Below are 18784 nucleotides of genomic sequence, written 5' to 3' on the forward strand. Positions count from 1 at the left end.
GCCGGAGGGGGGCAAGGATGAAACTTGCAGCCCGGAACGGAAGGGCATCCCCGTATGGGGCTGGTGGCAGGAATGCCTGCGCCCCTTCTCCGCTTTACCGGGAGAACGGGGCATATCATGCTGGGCGGCCTATGAATAAAACACAATTCGTCAGGGAACTTCAGCGGGAGCTGGGGGACGGCGTTACCCCCAGGCAGGCGGAACGTGCGCTGGACGCGGTTCTGGACACGATTGCCCGGTCGGTCCTGAGGCGCTCACTGGTCAAATTCCGCGGCTTTGGTTCGTTCAGCATCAAGCGGCGGCGTGCCCGCGTGGTACGCCATCCGGAAAACGGCAGCAAACTGTTTGTGCATGAATCAAGCACCATGAAATTCCGGCCTTCCTCCCGTTTGTGGAAAAAGTAGGAGAAACGCCCGGGCTCTCCTGCCATTTTGCCATTGACTTCCCTGTCCGGGGCAGGGATTAATGGACAAGGCAGGGGCGGCCGTGCGCCTGCCCGGAAAAAATGACCTACCCTTTCCCCATTTGCCGACCATGACTCCGGATTCCGTTCATTTGCTGACCCGTTCCTCCCAGATGACCCTGTTCAGGGATGAACAGGGCCGCGTGCGCCGCGCCTATTACGGACCGCGGCTGCGTGAACCGGAGGATGCCCTGGAAAGCGCCGCGGATGCGCCTCTTCTGTATTCCGCCCTGGCGGACTCCGTGACGGGGCTTCCCAATGCGTCGGATGAATACTGCATTTGCGCGACCCAGGCGGACGGAACTCTTTCCCTGCGCCTGGAATGCCAGGGATGGGAAGTGCTGGAACTGGATGACGACCGGGAAGAAGCCGTCTTCTATGGGAAAGACCCTTCCTACCCCGTGCGGGTGGAAATTCATGTTCGCTCCCACCGGGAATCGGACGCCTTCCTTCAATGGGCGGTGATACGGAACGAGGGGAGGGAAGGCATCCGCCTGCACCGCGCGGCGTCCGCGCAACTGAATTTGCGAGCGGAACGTTACTTTGTCACCAGCTTCCGCGGCACATGGGGCGGGGAATCCCTGATGAGCGAGGAGGAAGTGGCGCGGGGGCATGAACTTGCCCTGGTTTCCGGCACCGGAACCCGCGCCGCCCAGGAGGGAAGCCCCGGCTTCGTCATCTCCCTGGATGGTCCGGCGCGGGAGGACTCCGGGGAAGTGGTGCTGGGAGCGCTGGCGTGGCCCGGCAACTACCGGATATGGTTCCGCCACAGCCCGTATCACTACCTCTTTGCGGGAGCGGGGCTGGACGTGGCCCCCGCTCCCTATCTGCTGGACGGCGGCGGAGTGTTTGAAACGCCTCCCCTCATTCTGGCGCACAGTGGAAACGGCAAGGGGGAAGCCTCCCGGCGCATCCACCGCTGGGCGCGCCGCTACGGCCTGCGCGGCGGCGGCACGGAGCGGCTGACCTTGCTGAACTCATGGGAGGGAGTGTACTTTACCTTCACGGAAAAAGTGCTGCACGGCATGATGAAACGTGCGGCGGACTTGGGAATAGAACTTTTCGTGCTGGATGACGGCTGGTTTGGCGGACAATTCCCGCGCAATGACGCCCGGGCCGGTCTGGGGGACTGGCAGGTAAACCGTGCTAAACTGCCCCATGGGCTGGAAGGCCTAATCCGCCAGGCGGAAAAGCTGGGGATACGCTTCGGCATCTGGGTGGAGCCGGAAATGGTGAACCCCTGCTCGGAACTTTATCAGAAGCATCCGGAATGGGTCATCGGCCTCCCGCACCGGGAAAACAGGCTGGAACGCAGCCAGTACCTGCTGGACTTGAGCAATCCGGACGTGCGCGCATACATTCTTGAAGTCATGCGGAAACTGTTGGGAGAACATCCGGGCATTTCCTACGTGAAATGGGACTGCAACCGCAAGATTTCCGATCCCGGCTCCCCCTGGCTGGACGCCAGCCATCAGGGGAACCTGTCCATTGACTACGTGCGCGGCTATGAAGCCATTCTTGATGCGCTGGCGGCTGAATTCCCGGGCGTGACGTTCCAAGCCTGCTCCTCCGGCGGAGGCCGCGCCGACTACGGGACCATGCGGAGGCATCATGAATTCTGGACGTCCGACAATACGGACGCCTGTGAACGCGTGTTCATGCAGTGGGGCATAGGCCATTTGTTCCCGGCCATCACCATGGCCGCCCATGTGACGGCCTCCCCCAACCATCAGACGAAGCGCGTCACGCCGCTCAAATTCCGTTTTGACGTCGCCATGTCGGGCCGTCTGGGATTCGAGCTTCAGCCCTGTGACATGACGAAGGAGGAAGTAGAATTTTCCAAACGGGCGCTGGCGGAATACAAGCGCATCCGCCCCGTGGTCCAGTTCGGGGACCTGTACCGCCTGTCCTCCCCGTATGAAAGCCGGGTGGCCGCCCTGATGTACGTTCATGAGAAACGGGCCGTCGTCTTCGCCTGGCTAATGGACAAATGGCTGGCGGATTCCCCGCCGCCCCTGCGCCTGAAAGGCTTGAATCCTGCCGCCAGATACCTGGTCAGGGAGATCAACCTGGATGAAAACGGCCCCCTGGCCAACGTCCATGAACGGGTGCTTGGTGGTGATTACCTGATGGACTTCGGAATCCGCATCAACTGGAAAAATGCCTTCCAGTCCGTCTGCATGGAAGTGACGGAAACGGGGTCTTAAACTTCCGGCTGGTGGCAAGGAGGTAAACGGCGCTGATCCGCAATCGATATTCCTTTTTCCGTGAAGCATGGCGCCCGGAGAGAACCGCCGGAGACGCGGTCTTTCCGGGTGGTGAAGTTTGCGCCTTGGGCTAAACGCCCACCACGCCGCCGATGGTCTGGATGATGACCTTCGCAATGATGGTCATCAGGATGAGGGCCACGGGGTAGGCGGTGGCGTAGCTGACCACGGGGGCCTGGGAGTCCGTCTTGCTGGCGATGGCGCCCAGGGCCGGGGTGGAGGTCATGCCGCCGCAGATGCCGCCCAGGCATTCCAGGATGTTCATCTTGAAGACCTTCATGCCCACGAAGTACCCGGCGAACATGCCGGAGCAGGTGACGATGACGCCCATGATGAAGACGGCCGCGCCATGCGTCGCCACGGTGGTGACCAGGTCCGCGCCGCCCTTGATTCCGGCGTCAGCCAGGAAGAAGACCAAGCCCAGGTCCTGCAAAAGAAGGCGGGTGGGGCGCGGGATGTATCCCACGATGGGGCCCAGGCGGCCGAAGTGGCCGAGCAGCAGGGCCACGATGAGGGGGCCGCCGGCAATCCCCAGGGAGATGCCCAGGCCGTTGCCCAGGCTGAAGTTGACCAGCCCCAGAATGATGCCGAGCGAGAGGCCGAACCCGAGGGAAAGAAGGTCCGTCTGGTTCATGTCCTGGCTGCGGTGGCCGATTTTGTCCCCGTATTTGGTGAGGTTTTCCGGGGAACCCACCACGGTCAGCACGTCGTTTCGTTCCAGCGTGGTGTCCCCCGTGGGGACGAAGGTGAAGCCCAGGCGGGAGATGCGGGAGATGATCACGCCGTCCGTTCGCAGGGTTTTCAGTTCGCGGAGCTTACGCCCGGCGTAGCTCTTGTTCGTCAGGATCAGCTTGCGGCGCTCCTTCTGGGAGTCCATGGGGTAGGGGTTGTCGCATATTTCCCCCAGGAAGGCGATGTCGTGCGGCATCGTGTCGCTGTTGCCCACGATGAGGACTTCCGTTCCCTCCCGGAACGTGTCTTCCGGCGTCAGGGGCATGAGCCTGTCATTGCGCACCACGCGGGTGACCATGCAGTGCAGGCCGTCCAGCAGCTTGCAGTCCGCAATGTTCTGGCCGACCAGGTTGGGCTGCGTGACGCGGACAAGGCGGGAAATGATGCTGGCCTCCTGCCTGGAGTGCATGGCTTTGGCCTCCTTGTTCAGGTCAAAGTGCAGCAGGCGCGGCAGAAGCTGGACGAAGAGGACCACGCCCACCACGCCGAACGGGTAGGCAATGCCGTAGCCGATGCTGACGCCGCTGCCGGAGGCTCCCGGCAGGCTTTCCGTGGCTGCCGCCAGGGCCGGGGTGCTGGTGCACGCGCCGGCGAAGATGCCGGAGGAGATTCCTGCGGGGACATTGAACCAGATGCCGAAGAGGCAGGTGAAGAGGGCTGAAACGCCTACAATCACGGCGGACATGACCGCGAGCTTGCTTCCCTGCTTGGCGATGGCGGAGAAGAAGCGGTTGCCCGCGCTGAGGCCCACGCAGTACACAAAGAGCGCCAGGCCCAGCTGGCCCACGCCGTTGGGGATGGCCAGGCGGTAGTGGCCGGCGGCCAGCGCTACGAAGAGAACGCCGGAGAGGCCGAGGTTCAGGCCGTATATTTTAATGCTGCCGAGGGCGATGCCGAAGAAGATGATTCCAAAGAGAACCAGGGTGTTGTGATTGAGCAGGATGTCGAACATGGTCGGCTGGGTCAGTCTTTGCCCGGAGCGAACTCGAAGTTGCGGAAACGGACGGGGATGGAGGCCGGCTCCAGCCTGGTCCGGTCAAACAACCGGCTCGGCGCGGGGAGAGAGTTGAGTGTTTGTTTGGTCAGGTAGAAATTTTGCACGAAGTAGTTGCCCCCATACCCGCGCTTTGTCAAGTCGCGTATGATGTTGTTGACGTGATCTTCCGTCAATAAATCGGGATGGACGGTGGTTCTGACTTCAAAGGCGGTTTGGGAGGCGATCAGGTAGTCCAGAGTTGCGGAAAAGGAGGGGAAAAGGTCGGGCCTGCCGGTGACGGCGCCGTATTGTTCGGGGGGCGCCTTGTAGTCCAGGGCGATGTAGTCGCAAAGCCCCTCTTCCACCAGCGCTTTCACCACGCCGGGCCTCGTGCCGTTGGTGTCTATTTTAATCGCGAAGCCTAGCTGCCGTATCTCGCGGCAGATGGGGATAAGGTCGGGACACAGCGTGCACTCGCCGCCGGACAGGACTACCCCGTCCAGAAATCCCACCCGATCTCTGAGGAAATCAAGGTAGTCCGTCCGGTCTCCGGCAGGAGAGCCCGTTCCTCTGACCAGGGAGACGTTGTAACAGTACTGACAAAACAAGTTACAGCCTCTCAGCCAGAAGATGCAGGCCACCTTGTTTGGAAAATCCAGCAAGGTGAGCGGCGTGATGTCCGCTATGCCCCGGCCCGTTCCCATTGACTTCGCATATGTTATTGGGAAAATTACCGCGGCTGTTCCGTTTGGGCGGAGCAGGAGCAGGGACGGCCCGGTTCCACGAAGTGGACGCGGTCGTGGAATTCGCCCTGTTTGCCGGCGTTGAAGGTTTCCACAGGGCGGTGGTAGCCCATGACGCGCGTATAAACGGTGCAGCGGGTACGGTCCTGTGCGTATTTGCTTAATATTTCCTGTTTGGTCATTGTCGTGCTGATGGTTGGGTTTTGAAACGAGGCGGTTGGTTGAAGAGGGTTATTCGTGCCTGTGGATGTGGAGCAGCTCTTCATCACAGAAGGGGCAGTATTCATGCTCCCCGCGCAGGTAGCCGTGCTTGTCGCAGACGGAGAAGAGCGGGGTGACCGTCAGATACGGCATGCGGAAACGGGTTAGCACCTTGCGGACGATGTCCCGGCAGGCTTCCGGGGAGCTGATGGCTTCATTCATGTACATGTGGAAGACGGTTCCACCCGTGTAGCAGCACTGGAGTTCGTCCTGGAGCTGGAGCGCACGGAACAGGTCGCTCGTGTGGTCCACGGGGAGCTGGGAGCTGTTCGTGTAGTAACGCTGCCCCACGGGGCCGGCCTGGAGGATTTCCGGATAGCGTTTCTGGTCCTCGCGGGCGAAGCGGTGCGTAGTGCCCTCCGCGGGCGTGGCTTCCAGGTTGTACAGGTTGCCGGTTTCCTCCTGGTACTCCTGCATGCGCACGCGGATGAATTCCAGGATTTCTTCAGCAAAGGTCCTGCCTTCCTCGGAGGTGATGTCCATCGAGTCGTTGGAGAAGTTGCGCAGCAGTTCGTTCATGCCGTTGACCCCGATGGTGGAGAAGTGGTTGCGGAAGGTGGGCAGGTAGCGCCTGGTGTAGGGGTACAGGCCGCGGTCGTACATTTCCTGGACGAAGGCCCTTTTCTTTTCCAGGCAGGATTTGGCCAGGTCCAGCAGTTCCCCCAGCCGGGCGAACAGGGCTTCCCGGTTCTGCTTGAACAGGTAGCCCAGCCGGGCCAGGTTGATGGTCACCACGCCGATGGAGCCGGTCATTTCCGCGGAGCCGAAGAGGCCGCCGCCGCGCTTGAGCAGCTCCCGCAGGTCCAGCTGGAGGCGGCAGCACATGGAGCGCACGGCGTCCGGCTTGTAGGCCCGTTCGTCCGGCACGCGTTCCCCGTTTTCATTCACGGTGTACTGGCTGCCGATGAAGTTCTGGAAGTAGGAGGAGCCTATCTTGGCGGCGTTTTCAAACAGGAGCGGCACGTTTTCCCCTTCCCAGTCAAAGTCTTCCGTGATGTTGACGGTGGGGATGGGGAAGGTGAAGGGCTGCCCGGTGCTGTCCCCTTCCGTGAGCACCTCGTAAAAGGCCTTGTTGATCAGGTTCATTTCCTTCTGGAAATGCTTGTAGGTCAGCTCTGTCAGCTTGTTCACGCCGCGTTCCCGCGCCAGGGAGAGCAGGCCCGGGTCCTCCACCCCTTCAAAGAGGTGCTCCCCGCCGCTGAAGGGGGCCTGGTCCCGCAGGTCCCGCGGCACGGTCCAGTCGATCGTGACGTTGGTGAAGGGGGACTGCCCCCAGCGGGAGGGCACGTTCAGGTTGTAGACGAAGCTGCGGATGTCCTTCTTGATGCGCGTGAAATCCGCCTGGTCCTTAAAGGCGTAAGGCGCCAGGAAGGTGTCAAAGGAGCTGAAGGCCTGGGCTCCGGCCCATTCGCTTTGCAGAATGCCCAGGAAGTTGGCCATCTGGCCCAGTGCTTCCCGGAAGTGGCGCGGCGGCCTGCTGTTCACGCGGCTGCGCACGCCGTTGAATCCTTCGTTGAGCAGGTTGCGGAGGCTCCACCCGGCGCAGTACCCGGTCAGGCAGTCCAGGTCATGGATGTGGTAGTCCCCTTCCCGGTGGGCGGCCCCCTCCCGTGCGGAATAAACCTGGTCCAGCCAGTAGTTGGCAATCACCTTGCCTGCCGTGTTGTTGATGAGGCCGGCGTTGGAATACGTGGTGTTGGAGTTGGCGGCGATGCGCCAGTCGCTCTGGCCGATGTATTCCTCCACCGTCTGCTTGCAGTCCACGTACGTATTGCCGGAATAGAGGCCCCCGAGCTGTTCGCGCTGCATTTTGTGCAGGAAGCGGTAGGTGATGAAGGTCTTGGCCGTGTCAAAGTATCCGCAGCGGAACAGGGCGCGTTCTATCATGTCCTGGATTTCTTCCACATGCGCGCAGTCCTGATGGCTCAGCTTGGCTTCCACTTCTTCGTAAATGGAGCGGTTGTAGGCGGTGCCGGAGCTGTGGAACGCGTTCTTGACGGCTTCCTCAATTTTGTAGCCCTGGTATTGTTCCTTTTTTCCGGAACGCTTGATGATGCTTGTTGCCATAGTGGGTGTCTCGCTTGGAAGGGATGATGACCGCTCATCCGCGAGCCTGGGCAAAAGCCTGGAAAAATCATAGGCAGGGGCCGCCGCATGCGTGCATTACTGTAACAAGGGGCACGATGAGGACCTGTGCGTATGTTCATCCTGTCCGCGGGATGGGATACGGGGGCATCAGGTCGTCTTCTGGCTTCCGGTGCGACATGTGATGGGGACTTCCCGACTGCTGGCAGTCAGTGTCCGGTCCATCGTCTACCGGTTACAGCGGCGCGTCCGCGACGGATTTTCACCGTCTTCCGTTACCTGCGCTGAAACGCAATGAACCACAGAAAGAGAACCCCCGCAAGGAAAATGTATAAATAATGTATTAAATATTTATAATGATACAATATGTTGTATATATGCTGCGGGGAATGGTTGATAACGCGGCATTCCCTTCCGTCATGGCACCATATGTGCCCTTGCCTCCCCTTTCCGGGAACCGGGGGAAAACGGGACAGGCCGAAAAGGGAAGATTCATTCCTCACGGAGAAATTTCAGCGCGGCTTTTTCCGTACCAGTCAAATGAATTTCTTTTCCTTTTCAAAAAACGGATGGCGTAAATCCTTCCTTCTGCTGGTTCTTCCCGCGCTTTCTGCGGGGAGCCCCGCTTCCGGCGCTCCCGCGGACTGGAATGAAAAGACCATCCGGGATAATCTCCGACTGGTGGCGAAATGGCAGGCGGAGCATCCCAGAAAACGCTCGCCGCTGCACTGGACCTACGGCGCCTTTTATTCCGGCCTGGTGCAGTATGGCCTGGCCGTCCCGGAAGGGCCGGGATTGCCGCTGCTGAGGAAAACAGGAGGGGAACAGGAATGGAGAACCCTGAAACGGCATTACCATGCGGACGATCACGCCGTGGGCCACGCCTGGATGGAGATGGCGATGGAAGACGGAAATACCGCCGCGGCGGAGAAAATACGCGCCGTGCTGGACGGGGTGATGAACCGGCCCTCCTCCGCTTCCCTCCAGTTCGGGACTCCCGGCTGCCAGGACCGCTGGAGCTGGTCGGACGCCCTGTTCATGTCACCTCCCGTGTTCGTGAAGCTGGCGGCCTATACCGGAGACCGCCGGTATCTGGAATTCATGGACAGGGAATACAAGCTCACCTACGGCTATCTTTTTGACCGGAAGGAAGGGCTGTTTTTCCGTGATTCCCGTTACTTCACCATTCCGGCGGCTAATGGGAAAAAGATGTTCTGGAGCCGGGGCAACGGCTGGGTGATTGCCGGACTGCCGCTTATTCTTCAGGACATGCCCGCGGACTGGCCTTCCCGCCCCTTTTATGAGGATCTGCTCAAGCGTATGGCGGCATCCCTGAAAAAATGCCAGTCGCCCGACGGTTCCTGGCACGCCAGCCTGCTGGACCCGGAAGAACCCCCCTTGAAGGAGATGAGCGGCACCCTCTTTATCATGTACGGGATGCTGTGGGGGGTGAACCAGGGGTATCTGGATGCGGATGAATATCTTCCCGTCATCCGCAGGGCGTGGAAGGCCGCCTGTGATTCCGTCAACGCGGAAGGCGCGCTGGGCTGGGTGCAGCCCATTGCCGACAAGCCGGGCCATTATTCCGGGGAGGATACGGAAGCATACGGCGCGGGCGCCTACCTGATGGCCGGCACCGAACTGCGCAAATACGTCATTGGCCGGGACCATCCGCAGAGAAAGACTGTAACCGTCACGAACCCACTGGCCAAGTTCCGTCCTGCTGAAACCGTGTCGGTGCCCTGGACGTCCGGAACTTCCGGGAATGCCGCCGCCCTTCGCGTGTTTGACGTCCGCCACGGGCGCGTCATCCCGCACCAACTGGCGGATACGGATGGAGATGGAAGGACGGATACTCTTTTGTTCCAGAGCAATTTCCGGCCCGGAACGGCCCGTGATTTCTGGATTCTGAACGATTCCTCCCTGAAGGCGGCTCCTTCCGCGGACGTCTGTTTCAGCCGCCTGGTCCCGGAACGCCTGGATGATTTCGCGTGGGAGAACGATCTTACGGCGCACCGGATTTACGGTCCGGCCGTTGCCAGGCCGGCCCCTGAGGGGGAGGGCCTGGTTTCCAGCGGAACGGATGTATGGAGCAAGCGCGCGGGTGCTCCCGTCATCAATGAATTCTACAAGCGGGGGGATTACCACCGGGATCATGGCAGGGGACTGGACATGTACAACGTAGGGCCGGGACGGGGCTGCGGCGGCATTGCCGTGTTCAGGGATGGGAAACCGCATGTATCCGGAAACTGGGCCAGCGCGCGGACATTGTACAACGGTCCGGTCCAGACCGCCTTTGAAGTGGGTTATGCGCCGTGGGACGTGGGCGGCGGCGTACGCGTGGCGGAGACGCGGAGGGTGGCTCTGGACGCAGGAAGCCGTTTTTCCAAAGTCCGCAGCACCTTGACCATCCGGGGGGCGGAAACGGTGAAGGCCGGCGTGGGAATGGATACCGGAAAGGGCAGGAATGATTATGAAACGGTCACGAAGGACCGGGAGGACGGCGGCTTGATGACGGCATGGAGCAGGCCCCGGAAGAATGACGGATGCCTGGGAACCGCCGTGATAGTTCCCTGGGGTCCGGAAGGCGGGGCAGTGGACTCGGAAGGCTGTACCTACTGGATCAGGGAGGCGGCGAACGGAAAGCCCTTTGAGTGGTACATGGGGGCGGTTTGGGACAAGGCTTCTCCGTTCAAATCCTCTGCCGCCTGGGAGGCGGAGGCGCGCCGCGTCCGGGAGTGCGTCAGGCATCCACTGCAAGTCCGGGTACGGTGAGTTCGTCCTACCTCCAGCCGTTTCCCGCAGAGGATGACGGCAGCTTCCATCTTTTTTACGGAAGCGGCTGCGGCGGTGCGGGAGCGGCCAGCCATTCCGCCAGCACTTCCGGCTGGAGGGGGGCCGGGGTTTCCCGGGCGTCCGGAGAGGCCAGATTCAGGCCGTTCCGGACGACTTCCGACCGGATGGAGGCCAGGGAAAGGAGGGTGTGGAAAATGTGGTCGTGGGAAACGGCTTTCAGGCGGTTGGCCTTCAGCGCGCGCACCATGTCCGGGTAGCGTGAGGCGAAGGCGTCCGAATACCACACGAACATCGCGGGACGGTAAACAGGCGGCAGAACATGCCCCTGGAACATTTTTCCTTCCTCGCCCAGCGCCACGCCATGGTCGGAGCAGTAAAAATAAATGGCCGGCCTGTCCTTCAACAGTGCAATCATGCGGTGGACGGAGGCGTCCAGGTCCACGATGGAATTGTCATACGCATTGACGGTTTCTTCCAGACGGGCCTTGGGGTCGTCCATGTTGCAGGACGCCGGGGTAAAGCGTTCCGCCTGTGCGGGGTAGCTGAACGCCATGTGGCTGCCGTTGTTGTAAATGACGTAAAGCTGTTTTTCCCGGCCGTGCCGTTTCAGGGATTCCTCCATGACCAGGGAGGTGCGTTCCTGCATCATTCCGGGCGTTTCGTGCATGGGCGGCGTCTGCTTCCGTTCCCGGCAGTTCCGGGTCAGGATGCCCAGGGAATAGTCATGGATGGAGTCTCCGCACAGGTCCATGATCCGGACGGTGCGGAAACCGTGCTTGTTGAACAGGTCAATGAAGGAGGAATGGGCGGGACGGCGGCGGGACAGTTCCGCATCCGTAAACATGCCGATGGCGGAAATCCTGGTCACGATGCCGAAGGAGGTGGCGTGGGGGAAGGAAACGACGTTGGGTTCCCGGGAAAGCAGGGGCATCGTGTTCCGGTGGTAGCCGTTGAGGGAAAGGTGGTCCGCGCGCACGCTCTCGCCCATGTGGAAGACCACGGCCAGGTCGTCCGGAGCATCGCATCCGGAGAGGGGTTCCGCGCAGGACGGCAGGTTCCGGAGTTCATTGAAACGGCTTGCGTCCTGGGTGACGTATTCGTCCGCCAGCTTGTACGCCATCACGAAGTCCACGAGGGGCCAGCCCTTGGCCTTGTCAGAGGTGTAGTAAAGGTAAAGGGGTTCCGAGCTGTAGGAGGTGGCCGGAATGCCCAGCAGCAGAAAGATTCCGTACAGGCTCCAGATGCACGCCAGCGCGCCCCACGTGGCCTTCTGGCGCAGGGAACGGCGGCTCCAGTAAATGGCCAGGTAAATGAAGGCCGCCAGCAGCAGGGCCCCGGTGGCGGAGGCGGCGGTGCAGAAGGCGCAGGCTTCCCGGAAGTTGGTCTCCGCCATGCTGGAAAGGACGGAGAGGTTCAGCGTCAGCCCGTACCGCATCTGCATCATGTACAGGCCCGCGTTGAACAGGATGATGGCCGGAAGGACGACGTAGGCGGTAAAGCGGTATTTCAGGCAGAGAAGGATGGTGCCGCAGAGCAGGGAGGCGGAACAGGCGATGCCCATGCAGCTCATCAGCACGCTCTGGCCGTCATTGAGCACATAAGGATTGACCACCAGAGCCGCCGCGAGTCCGGCTGCCCACAGGCAGCGCATGCGGCGCGGAAAGAACGCGGCGCGAAGAGCCTGGAAGACGGCGGAAAGAGCGCCTGGCCGGCCCGCGTACCGTTCTGCGGAACGGGTGGATGCATGGGGAGAGGTCATCGCAAAGAAAGGATAAAGTATTCTTCCTGCTTGAAGGGGTGAGCCATTGTAAGGGTTTCACGGTGATGCTCAAGCAGAATGTGGCGGAACGCCTTTTCATGGAAGGGCCCGGGCAGGAAAAGGGAACCGCCGTTGAAACGGCTGTGCTGATAGCATATGCCGTTTTTTGCGCTTGGGGCTTGGTGCGGATGGCGGCGCAGGCAATTGGCTGTGGGGCATCCCGTCCGGCATGTGGGGTTAACGGAAAGAGGGGAATTTCCGGTTGTAGTTGACAGGCCCGGTTTTGGGAGGGTATAGGGAAGCTTATGGAAAATCAGCCCGTTGTGCTGCAATGTCCCCAAGCTGTGAAAGGAGCCGCCTGTATTTGTGTCGTGGGGGCCGTGTCATTGCCCTGGGTCGCAGCGGCTTCCGGCCTGGGGCTTGTTCCCGGAACCGTGCTGGGCGCAGCCGGGATTTTGCTGGGGGTGGCTTCCGTTGCCTGCGCCGTTGTCGCCTTGTGCAGAAAATCCGTCGCATTCGGCATCATCATGATTTTAATCGGGATGCTCGCCTGCGCCGTAGCCGGAACGGAATGCATGTATTTAATGTTTTAAATGAACAAGTCCATCAATCCGGGCATTCAAAAAAGGTCCGGGGCCGGATGCACGTGGGAGGAGAGGACCAGGGCCACCCGGACAGTCGGAAGTGGAGAAAAGTCTTGAAGTCCGGAAAAGGGCCGGAACACGGTTCTGGAACGGCGCTTGCGGAATGACCGGAAGGGAAAACCCGGCGATGCTTCTTCTCTGGCCGCTTCCCCAGATGGCAGCGGTTTCCGGCCTGTAAAAACCCGCCCGGAATGTTCCGGGCGGGTTTTGTGTGCCATGGATGGCCTCCGGTGCTCAGACGGAGTTTACCCGATGACGAGGAATTTTTCAGCCTTGGTGCCGCAGAGGGGGCAGGCGTCCACGCCTTCCAGAGATTTGAAGGTGTCCCCGCACACCAGGCATACCCAGTATTGCCTGGGCAGGGCGCTGGTGTCTCCGCTTTCCAGGGCCTTGAGGGCGGCGGCATAAAAATCGGCGTGTTCCTTTTCCGCTTCCGTGGCCCACGTGAAGGAGCGGACGGCGGCCTTCTGGCCTTCCTCTTCCGCCACGGCGATGAATTCCGGATACATGCTTTCGAATTCGTGGGTTTCCCCGGCGATGGCGGCTTTCAGGTTTTCCGCGGTGGTTCCTACATGAATCTGGATATCGATGGGGTCCATCGTTGCGCCCAGCTTTTCCAGAACCTTGTTGTGGTTGGCGGCGTGGACGGATTCCGCCTTGGAGGCGGCTTCAAACAATTTCTGAATGAGGGGCTGCCCTTCCTGGGCGGCTTTGGCGGCATAGGCTGCGTAAGTGGCGGAGGCGGTGCTTTCGCCCGTAATGGCGGCTTTCAGGTTTTCTATGGTTTTAGTCATCGGGAATGAATTTATAATAATTCTAAAAAGATGCAACTGAAAAAATCCTCCAAGGGAAGAAAAAACGCAAATTCCCCTTTCTGCGGCATCACGGGGAGCCGTTACACAATGATTCATTGACGCATGCATGGCGAGCCTGTACAACGGAAACGTTATGAAGAGCATTGTAACAATTAGTTCGGCATGTGCCCTGGCATTTGCAGGTATGGCTTCCGCCCAGGATGCCCCGGCTCCGGCACCCGCCCCGGCCGCTGAAACCCCTGCCGCGCCCACCGCGCCGGCCGCTGAAGTTTCCAAGGAAGCGAAGGAAGCCGCTGACCAGATGCTGGCTTTGATGAAGGAAATGTCCGCCACGCTCAGCACGGTGAAGGACAAGGCCACCGCAGACGCGGCTGCTGAAAAGATGGCGAAGATCAATGAAAAGGGCGAAGCCCTTTCCAAGAGCGCCCAGAAGGTCCAGGCTGAAATGGATGCCGCCATGCAGGCGCGCCAGGCCGAACTCCTGCCCATTTTCATGGGCATGATGACCGACATGCAGCGCTTGCAGCAGGCCGACTTCTTCGGAAGCCAGGCCCTGAAGGACGCCATGAAGCAGACCGGAGCTTCCGGTCCCGAAGAAGGCGTTGAAGTGGAGGAAGAAGTGGAAGTGGAAGCCGTTCCGGCCCCCGCTCCCGCTTCGAAGGAAGCTCCCGCTCCCGCCGCCAAGTAACTTTCTTTTTCAGGATTGATCCTCCTCCGGCATCTCTGGGTGCCGGAGGATTTTTTATGGGGAGGCCGTCCTGAAAAGCCTCCGTGGCGTGCCTCAGGCCTCTGCGGCAGCTGAAACGCATGCGTCCGACAGGATGCCCTGCTTCAGGGAACAGAGTTCACTGCCGCTCAATTTCAGGTTTGACTGGCGCAAGGGGCTGCGGCACTTCTTGACGGGACGGAGCAACGCCGCGGGCGTATTGCGCGGAACGCTTGAAGACGTCCGGAAACAGGCAGGCCGCCTCCGTTTCCGGGGCGGCCTGCGGGTGAGTGATCGGTTGGCGCCGGGGCTTTTATTTGGCCTTTTTCTTCCTGGCGGCGGCTTTGGCCGGCTTGGCTGCCGTTTTGGATGCCTTGGCGGGTTTTTCTGCCGGGCATTCGTTGACGGAGTTCCAGGACCAGTCCCATTTGTCCACGTTCATGGCGCAGGCGGTCAGGAGCGCTACGGAAGCGTCCAGGTCATCCTTGTGCGCCATTTCAATGACCTGGTGAACGTTGCGGGTGGGAACGGAGATGGCCCCGGCAATGGAGCCGCCCGGAACAAACTTCTGCATGGCTCCGGCGTCCGTGCCGCCTGCCGGCAGCATTTCCACCTGCCATTTGATCTTGTGGGCGTCCGCCATGGCCTTCATGAACTTCACCATGCGGCGGTCCGCAATGACGGAGCCGTCATACAGCTTGATGGCGGCACCTGCGCCCAGGTGGGAGACCTGGTCGTGCGCCGGGGTGCCGGGAATGTCGCAGGCGATGGTGACGTCCAGGGCGATGGAGAAGTCCGGCTGGATGTCCAGCGTGCCGGCCTGCGCGCCCCTCAGCCCCACTTCCTCCTGAACGGTGAAGGCGGCCACGAAGTTGCAGGAGGGCTTCTTTTTGGAAGCCTTGATGGCGCGGAGGGCTTCAATCAGCACGTAGCATCCGGCGCGGTTGTCCAGGGACTTCACGTTCACGCAGTCCCCCATTTCCACCAAGTCGCGTTCACGGGTGACGGAGTCGCCCACGGAGACGTATTTTTCCACTTCCTCCTTGCTCATGCCCAGGTCGATGAAGAAATCGGTCACTTCCGGCAGCTTGGCGCGTTCCGCCGGGGACATCACGTGGATGGGCTTCACGCCCATGACGCCGATGAGGTCTTTTTTGCCGTGGACGATGACGCGCTGGGCCGTCAGCGTCTTGGCGTCAAAGCCGCCCAGGGGGAGGAATTTGATGAACCCTTTGTCGTCAATGTGACGGACCATGAAGCCGATTTCGTCCATGTGGGCGGCGGCCATCATGGTTTTTTCCGTATCCTTGCCTTCCACGATGGCAATCACGCTGCCCAGGTTGTCCACCCGCACGGCGTCCACCAGAGGGGCCACTTCCTGAATGATGAAATCACGGATTTTGTCTTCAAACCCCGGAGCGCCCGGAGTCACGCAAACCTGACGAAGCAGTTCCAAATTCATAATGCCGCCAATGTAATGGTTTTCGTGAAGGTTGGCTAGCCCATAATGCGGCCTCCGGAAGGAGGCTGCGCGGGGGCCTTCCCTCCGTATTTACCGGCGTTCCCGGGTAATGACGGCGTCCGGCTGCGCGGGGGCCCCGTTGTCCGGCCTCTTGTAGTTGACGCCATGGGCGTCCAGGAAGGGAAGCTGGCGGTCGAGGCGTTTGCGGAAGTCTTTCTCGTTTTTCAGCTCCTTGGGGGTCCAGGCTACTTCCGCCAGCGCCAGGGCGCGGGGAAAGGCATGGTATTCCCATTTCGGCAGGTTGGGGATGTACTCCGTCCAGATGTTCGCCTGGCAGCCCAGCACCTGTTTTTCCTGTTCCCGGGGCGTTCCCTGCGGGACGGGCTCCAGCCCATAGACGCGCTGCCAGGTCAGGTTGTCGTCGTTGATGGTTTCATACTCCGGGGCGGAGGGTTTGCCGGGGCCCTGGTCATAGTCGAAGTACAGGTGGCTGTTGGGCGTCATCACCACGTCGTTGCCCTGTTCCAGGGCATGCCGCGCGCTGTTCGGCATCCAGCTCCGCCAGACCATCATGGTGGCGGTGGGGGAGAGGCCTCCTTCCTGGATTTCATCCCAGCCGATGAGCCTCTTGCCGTGGCTGTTGATCATTTTTTCCACGCGCCGGATAAAGTAGCTCTGGAGTTCGTTCTCGTTGGCGAGGCCGTTGTCCTTCATGACCTGCTGCGCCGCGGCGGACTGCTTCCACTGGTCCTTGGGAGCCTCATCCCCGCCGATGTGGATATAGGGGCTGTCCGGGAACAGGGCGCACACTTCATCAATAACGTCTTCCAGAAAACGGAAGGTTTTTTCCGTGGGGGCGAAGGTGTAGGGAAGCACGCCCCAGGTTTCCTGCACCTTGGGCGCAAAGCCCGGAATGTCCGTGTTGCCCAGTTCCGGATACGCGGCGATGGCGGCGGAGGCGTGGCCCGGCAGTTCCACCTCCGGAATGACGGTAATGCCGCGGTCTTTGGCGTACTGGACCACTTCCCGGATTTCATCCGCAGTGTAATGGCCGGAGTACGGGGTGCCGTCCGCCTTGTTGCGGCTGCCGATGACGGGGGACTGCGCCCGGGTACCTCCCACAGCCGTCAGCCTGGGGTACTTGGCGATGGGGAGCCTCCACCCCTGGTCGTCCGTCAGGTGCCAGTGCAGGGTGTTGAATTTGTACCTCTCCATCAGGTCCAGGATCTTTTTGACGTCCCGCACGGGCATCATGTGGCGGCAACTGTCCATCATCAGGCCGCGCCATGAAAAACGGGGCTGGTCCTTCACGTCCAGCCGGGGCAGGGCCGGAGCTCCGTTCACGTCGGAAGCGACGCTTTGCACAAGGGATTGAAGGGCGTACAAAGCGCCGTTCACGGAACCGGAGGCAATGGAAATGGAATCCGGCGTTACGGCAAGGCGGTAGCCTTCCCTGCCCAGGGACGCGTCTTCCGTAAAGATGAGGTCCGCTCCGGTTTCAACCAGCGCCGTTTTGATCCCGTTGTCGCGGAAAATCCGTTCCGCCTGTTTGGAAAGGGGATTTCCTTCCGGGAGCCGGACGCCGTCTTTCAGGGAAAATCCGGCTTCTCCGGTTTTAACGCGCATGGCGGCGGGCTGGGGAATGATGTGGGGCGTCCCGGGAACCGGAGCGGACGGGGCGCCCCAGCAGAGGGAGGATAAGCTGAAAGCCATGGCAGGGAAAAGGTGTCTGGAAATCATAGCGTAACTACGTGGTATTTCCCGAAAAAATTCTGTTCCGGCGATTGTTTTTTTCAAATGCCGGGAAAGGCCGGCGGATAAAAATAGCGGTTGCTCCGCCTGTGCACCTGTGAGAGTATCCCCGCCCTATGAGTGAAGCCGCTTCCCCCCGCATCAGGAAGACGATGGTTTTTGTGCTGCTGGCTCTCTTTCTGGGCCAGTTCGGAAGCGGCGTGTATGATCTCATTTTCAGCAACTTCCTGCGTGACGCCCAGCATCTGGACGTGGAGATGCGCGGGTTCATTGAACTCCCCAGGGAACTGCCCGGCATCCTGTCCCTTTTTGTGGTCAGCCTGCTTTTCATGTTCAATGAGGTGCGCATGGCCGGGGTGGCGTGCCTGCTGATGTTCGGCGGCATGTACGCGCTGGCCTTCTGCGGCGCCGGAACCAGCCTGTGGGCGCTGTCTGCGTGGATTCTGACGGTGAGCCTGGGGCAGCACATTCTGATGGGCATGATTGATACCATCGTCATCCATACGGCGAGGCCGGAGAACCGTAGCCTGAGGCTCGGCCAGATGAAGGCGCTGGGGACGGCGGCCGCGCTGCTGGGCGCGCTGTGCGTATGGATCAAGTGGAAATTCAACCAGTCTTTTGCCGTGGACTTTTTCGTTACGGGCGGCGTGTGCCTGCTGGCGTTCCTGTTCCTGAGCCGGGTGAAAACGCCCGTCTTTCCGCAGCGGCGCGGCTGGCGGCAGTGCTTCGTCTTCAAGCACAGGTATGCCGTTTATTACGGGCTGGAAATCCTGCACGGCATCCGCAAGCAGCTTTATCTGACCTTCGGCTTCTGGCTGATGGTCAGCACGCTGGGCCAGCCGCCCGGATACATCGGAAAAACCCTGCTCATTGCCGGCGTCATCGGGCTGGCCACGCAGCCCCTCATCGGCTGGAGCATCAAGCGGTATGGGGAACGGAAGGTAACGATTTTCGACAGCATTGCGCTGTCCCTCCTGTGCCTGGCGTATGCCTTCGCCCCGGAGCTGCTCCCCCTGCACTGGGCCGTGGGCGTGGTGACCGCCTGCTTCGTGCTGGACAACCTGCTGTTCGCCCTGGGCATGGCCCGCAGCACTTATGTGGCCCGCATCTGCGAGAAGCCGGAGGACATCACGCCGAGCATTTACACCGGGCTGGCCATCAACCATGTGGCTTCCATCACTTACGGCGTGCTGGGCGGCGTGATCTGGATGAATACGGGCGGTCCGCAGGCGGTGTTCCTGATAGGCGGCCTGGCTACCGCCGGGGCCGGGCTGGTGGCGCGGCACATGGATGAGCAGGGGCGGAACGGAGCCTGACAGAAGT

14 protein-coding genes and 1 riboswitch are annotated in these 18784 nt (G+C 60.8%); of the genes, 6 read left to right on the top strand and 8 right to left on the bottom strand.

Features of this window, described 5'->3' with window-relative positions:
• Window positions 1-131: 131 nt before the first annotated feature.
• A complete protein-coding gene (locus J5W70_RS04990) occupies window positions 132-404 on the top strand; it encodes an HU family DNA-binding protein (RefSeq protein ID WP_022396849.1) in 273 nt (90 codons plus the stop codon).
• A gap of 130 nt (window positions 405-534) precedes the next feature.
• Complete coding sequence (locus J5W70_RS04995; RefSeq protein ID WP_180973660.1) at window positions 535-2670, top strand: alpha-galactosidase; 2136 nt, start codon at window positions 535-537, stop codon at window positions 2668-2670.
• A 130-nt stretch (window positions 2671-2800) separates the two neighbouring features.
• On the opposite strand, the gene J5W70_RS05000 is transcribed toward J5W70_RS04995, so the two are convergent.
• Genes J5W70_RS05000 through J5W70_RS05015 form a run of 4 tightly spaced genes read right to left on the bottom strand, consistent with a single transcriptional unit; the run spans window position 2801 to window position 7509 of the window.
• A complete protein-coding gene (locus tag J5W70_RS05000) occupies window positions 2801-4414 on the bottom strand; it encodes an aspartate:alanine exchanger family transporter (RefSeq protein WP_022396847.1) in 1614 nt (537 codons plus the stop codon).
• Between the two features lie 11 nt (window positions 4415-4425).
• The gene (locus J5W70_RS05005; protein ID WP_022396846.1) at window positions 4426-5142 is read right to left on the bottom strand and encodes an anaerobic ribonucleoside-triphosphate reductase activating protein; all 717 of its coding nucleotides are present in this window, start codon (window positions 5140-5142) and stop codon (window positions 4426-4428) included.
• 26 nt (window positions 5143-5168) lie between these two features.
• Entirely contained in the window at window positions 5169-5363 is a 195-nt protein-coding gene (nrdD, locus tag J5W70_RS05010; protein WP_012419909.1) for an anaerobic ribonucleoside-triphosphate reductase, read from the bottom strand.
• A 49-nt stretch (window positions 5364-5412) separates the two neighbouring features.
• Window positions 5413-7509: a ribonucleoside triphosphate reductase gene (locus tag J5W70_RS05015; RefSeq protein WP_022396845.1), complete on the bottom strand. Its 2097-nt coding sequence runs from the start codon at window positions 7507-7509 to the stop codon at window positions 5413-5415.
• Between the two features lie 154 nt (window positions 7510-7663).
• A riboswitch (cobalamin riboswitch) is annotated at window positions 7664-7837 on the bottom strand.
• A 230-nt stretch (window positions 7838-8067) separates the two neighbouring features.
• Between J5W70_RS05015 and J5W70_RS05020 the strand changes: the two genes are divergently transcribed.
• Complete coding sequence (locus tag J5W70_RS05020; protein ID WP_215832959.1) at window positions 8068-10302, top strand: glycoside hydrolase family 88 protein; 2235 nt, start codon at window positions 8068-8070, stop codon at window positions 10300-10302.
• A 55-nt stretch (window positions 10303-10357) separates the two neighbouring features.
• Here the strand turns inward: J5W70_RS05020 and J5W70_RS05025 are convergent, their stop codons facing one another.
• Window positions 10358-12082, bottom strand: coding sequence for a phosphoethanolamine transferase (locus J5W70_RS05025; protein ID WP_022396841.1), 1725 nt, complete (start codon window positions 12080-12082; stop codon window positions 10358-10360).
• A gap of 380 nt (window positions 12083-12462) precedes the next feature.
• On the opposite strand from J5W70_RS05025, the gene J5W70_RS05030 reads away from it, so the two are divergent.
• The gene (locus J5W70_RS05030; protein ID WP_146017808.1) at window positions 12463-12675 is read left to right on the top strand and encodes a hypothetical protein; all 213 of its coding nucleotides are present in this window, start codon (window positions 12463-12465) and stop codon (window positions 12673-12675) included.
• Between the two features lie 296 nt (window positions 12676-12971).
• Here J5W70_RS05030 and J5W70_RS05035 read toward each other — a convergent pair whose 3' ends face one another.
• Window positions 12972-13520, bottom strand: a complete 549-nt coding sequence (locus tag J5W70_RS05035; protein ID WP_022396839.1) for a rubrerythrin family protein — start codon at window positions 13518-13520, stop codon at window positions 12972-12974.
• A gap of 205 nt (window positions 13521-13725) precedes the next feature.
• On the opposite strand from J5W70_RS05035, the gene J5W70_RS05040 reads away from it, so the two are divergent.
• Entirely contained in the window at window positions 13726-14229 is a 504-nt protein-coding gene (locus J5W70_RS05040; protein ID WP_102722213.1) for a hypothetical protein, read from the top strand.
• Window positions 14230-14560: 331 nt separating this feature from the next.
• Here the strand turns inward: J5W70_RS05040 and J5W70_RS05045 are convergent, their stop codons facing one another.
• Together J5W70_RS05045 and J5W70_RS05050 are read right to left on the bottom strand one after the other, a co-directional pair.
• A complete protein-coding gene (locus J5W70_RS05045) occupies window positions 14561-15709 on the bottom strand; it encodes a M42 family metallopeptidase (RefSeq protein WP_022396837.1) in 1149 nt (382 codons plus the stop codon).
• A gap of 90 nt (window positions 15710-15799) precedes the next feature.
• The gene (locus J5W70_RS05050; protein WP_022396836.1) at window positions 15800-17422 is read right to left on the bottom strand and encodes a beta-N-acetylhexosaminidase; all 1623 of its coding nucleotides are present in this window, start codon (window positions 17420-17422) and stop codon (window positions 15800-15802) included.
• A 155-nt stretch (window positions 17423-17577) separates the two neighbouring features.
• On the opposite strand from J5W70_RS05050, the gene J5W70_RS05055 reads away from it, so the two are divergent.
• The gene (locus J5W70_RS05055) at window positions 17578-18777 is read left to right on the top strand and encodes an MFS transporter (protein ID WP_022396835.1); all 1200 of its coding nucleotides are present in this window, start codon (window positions 17578-17580) and stop codon (window positions 18775-18777) included.
• The last annotated feature ends 7 nt before the right edge of the window (window positions 18778-18784 follow it).

Source organism: Akkermansia massiliensis, from assembly GCF_018847375.1.
In the GTDB taxonomy this organism is placed as follows: domain Bacteria; phylum Verrucomicrobiota; class Verrucomicrobiia; order Verrucomicrobiales; family Akkermansiaceae; genus Akkermansia; species Akkermansia massiliensis.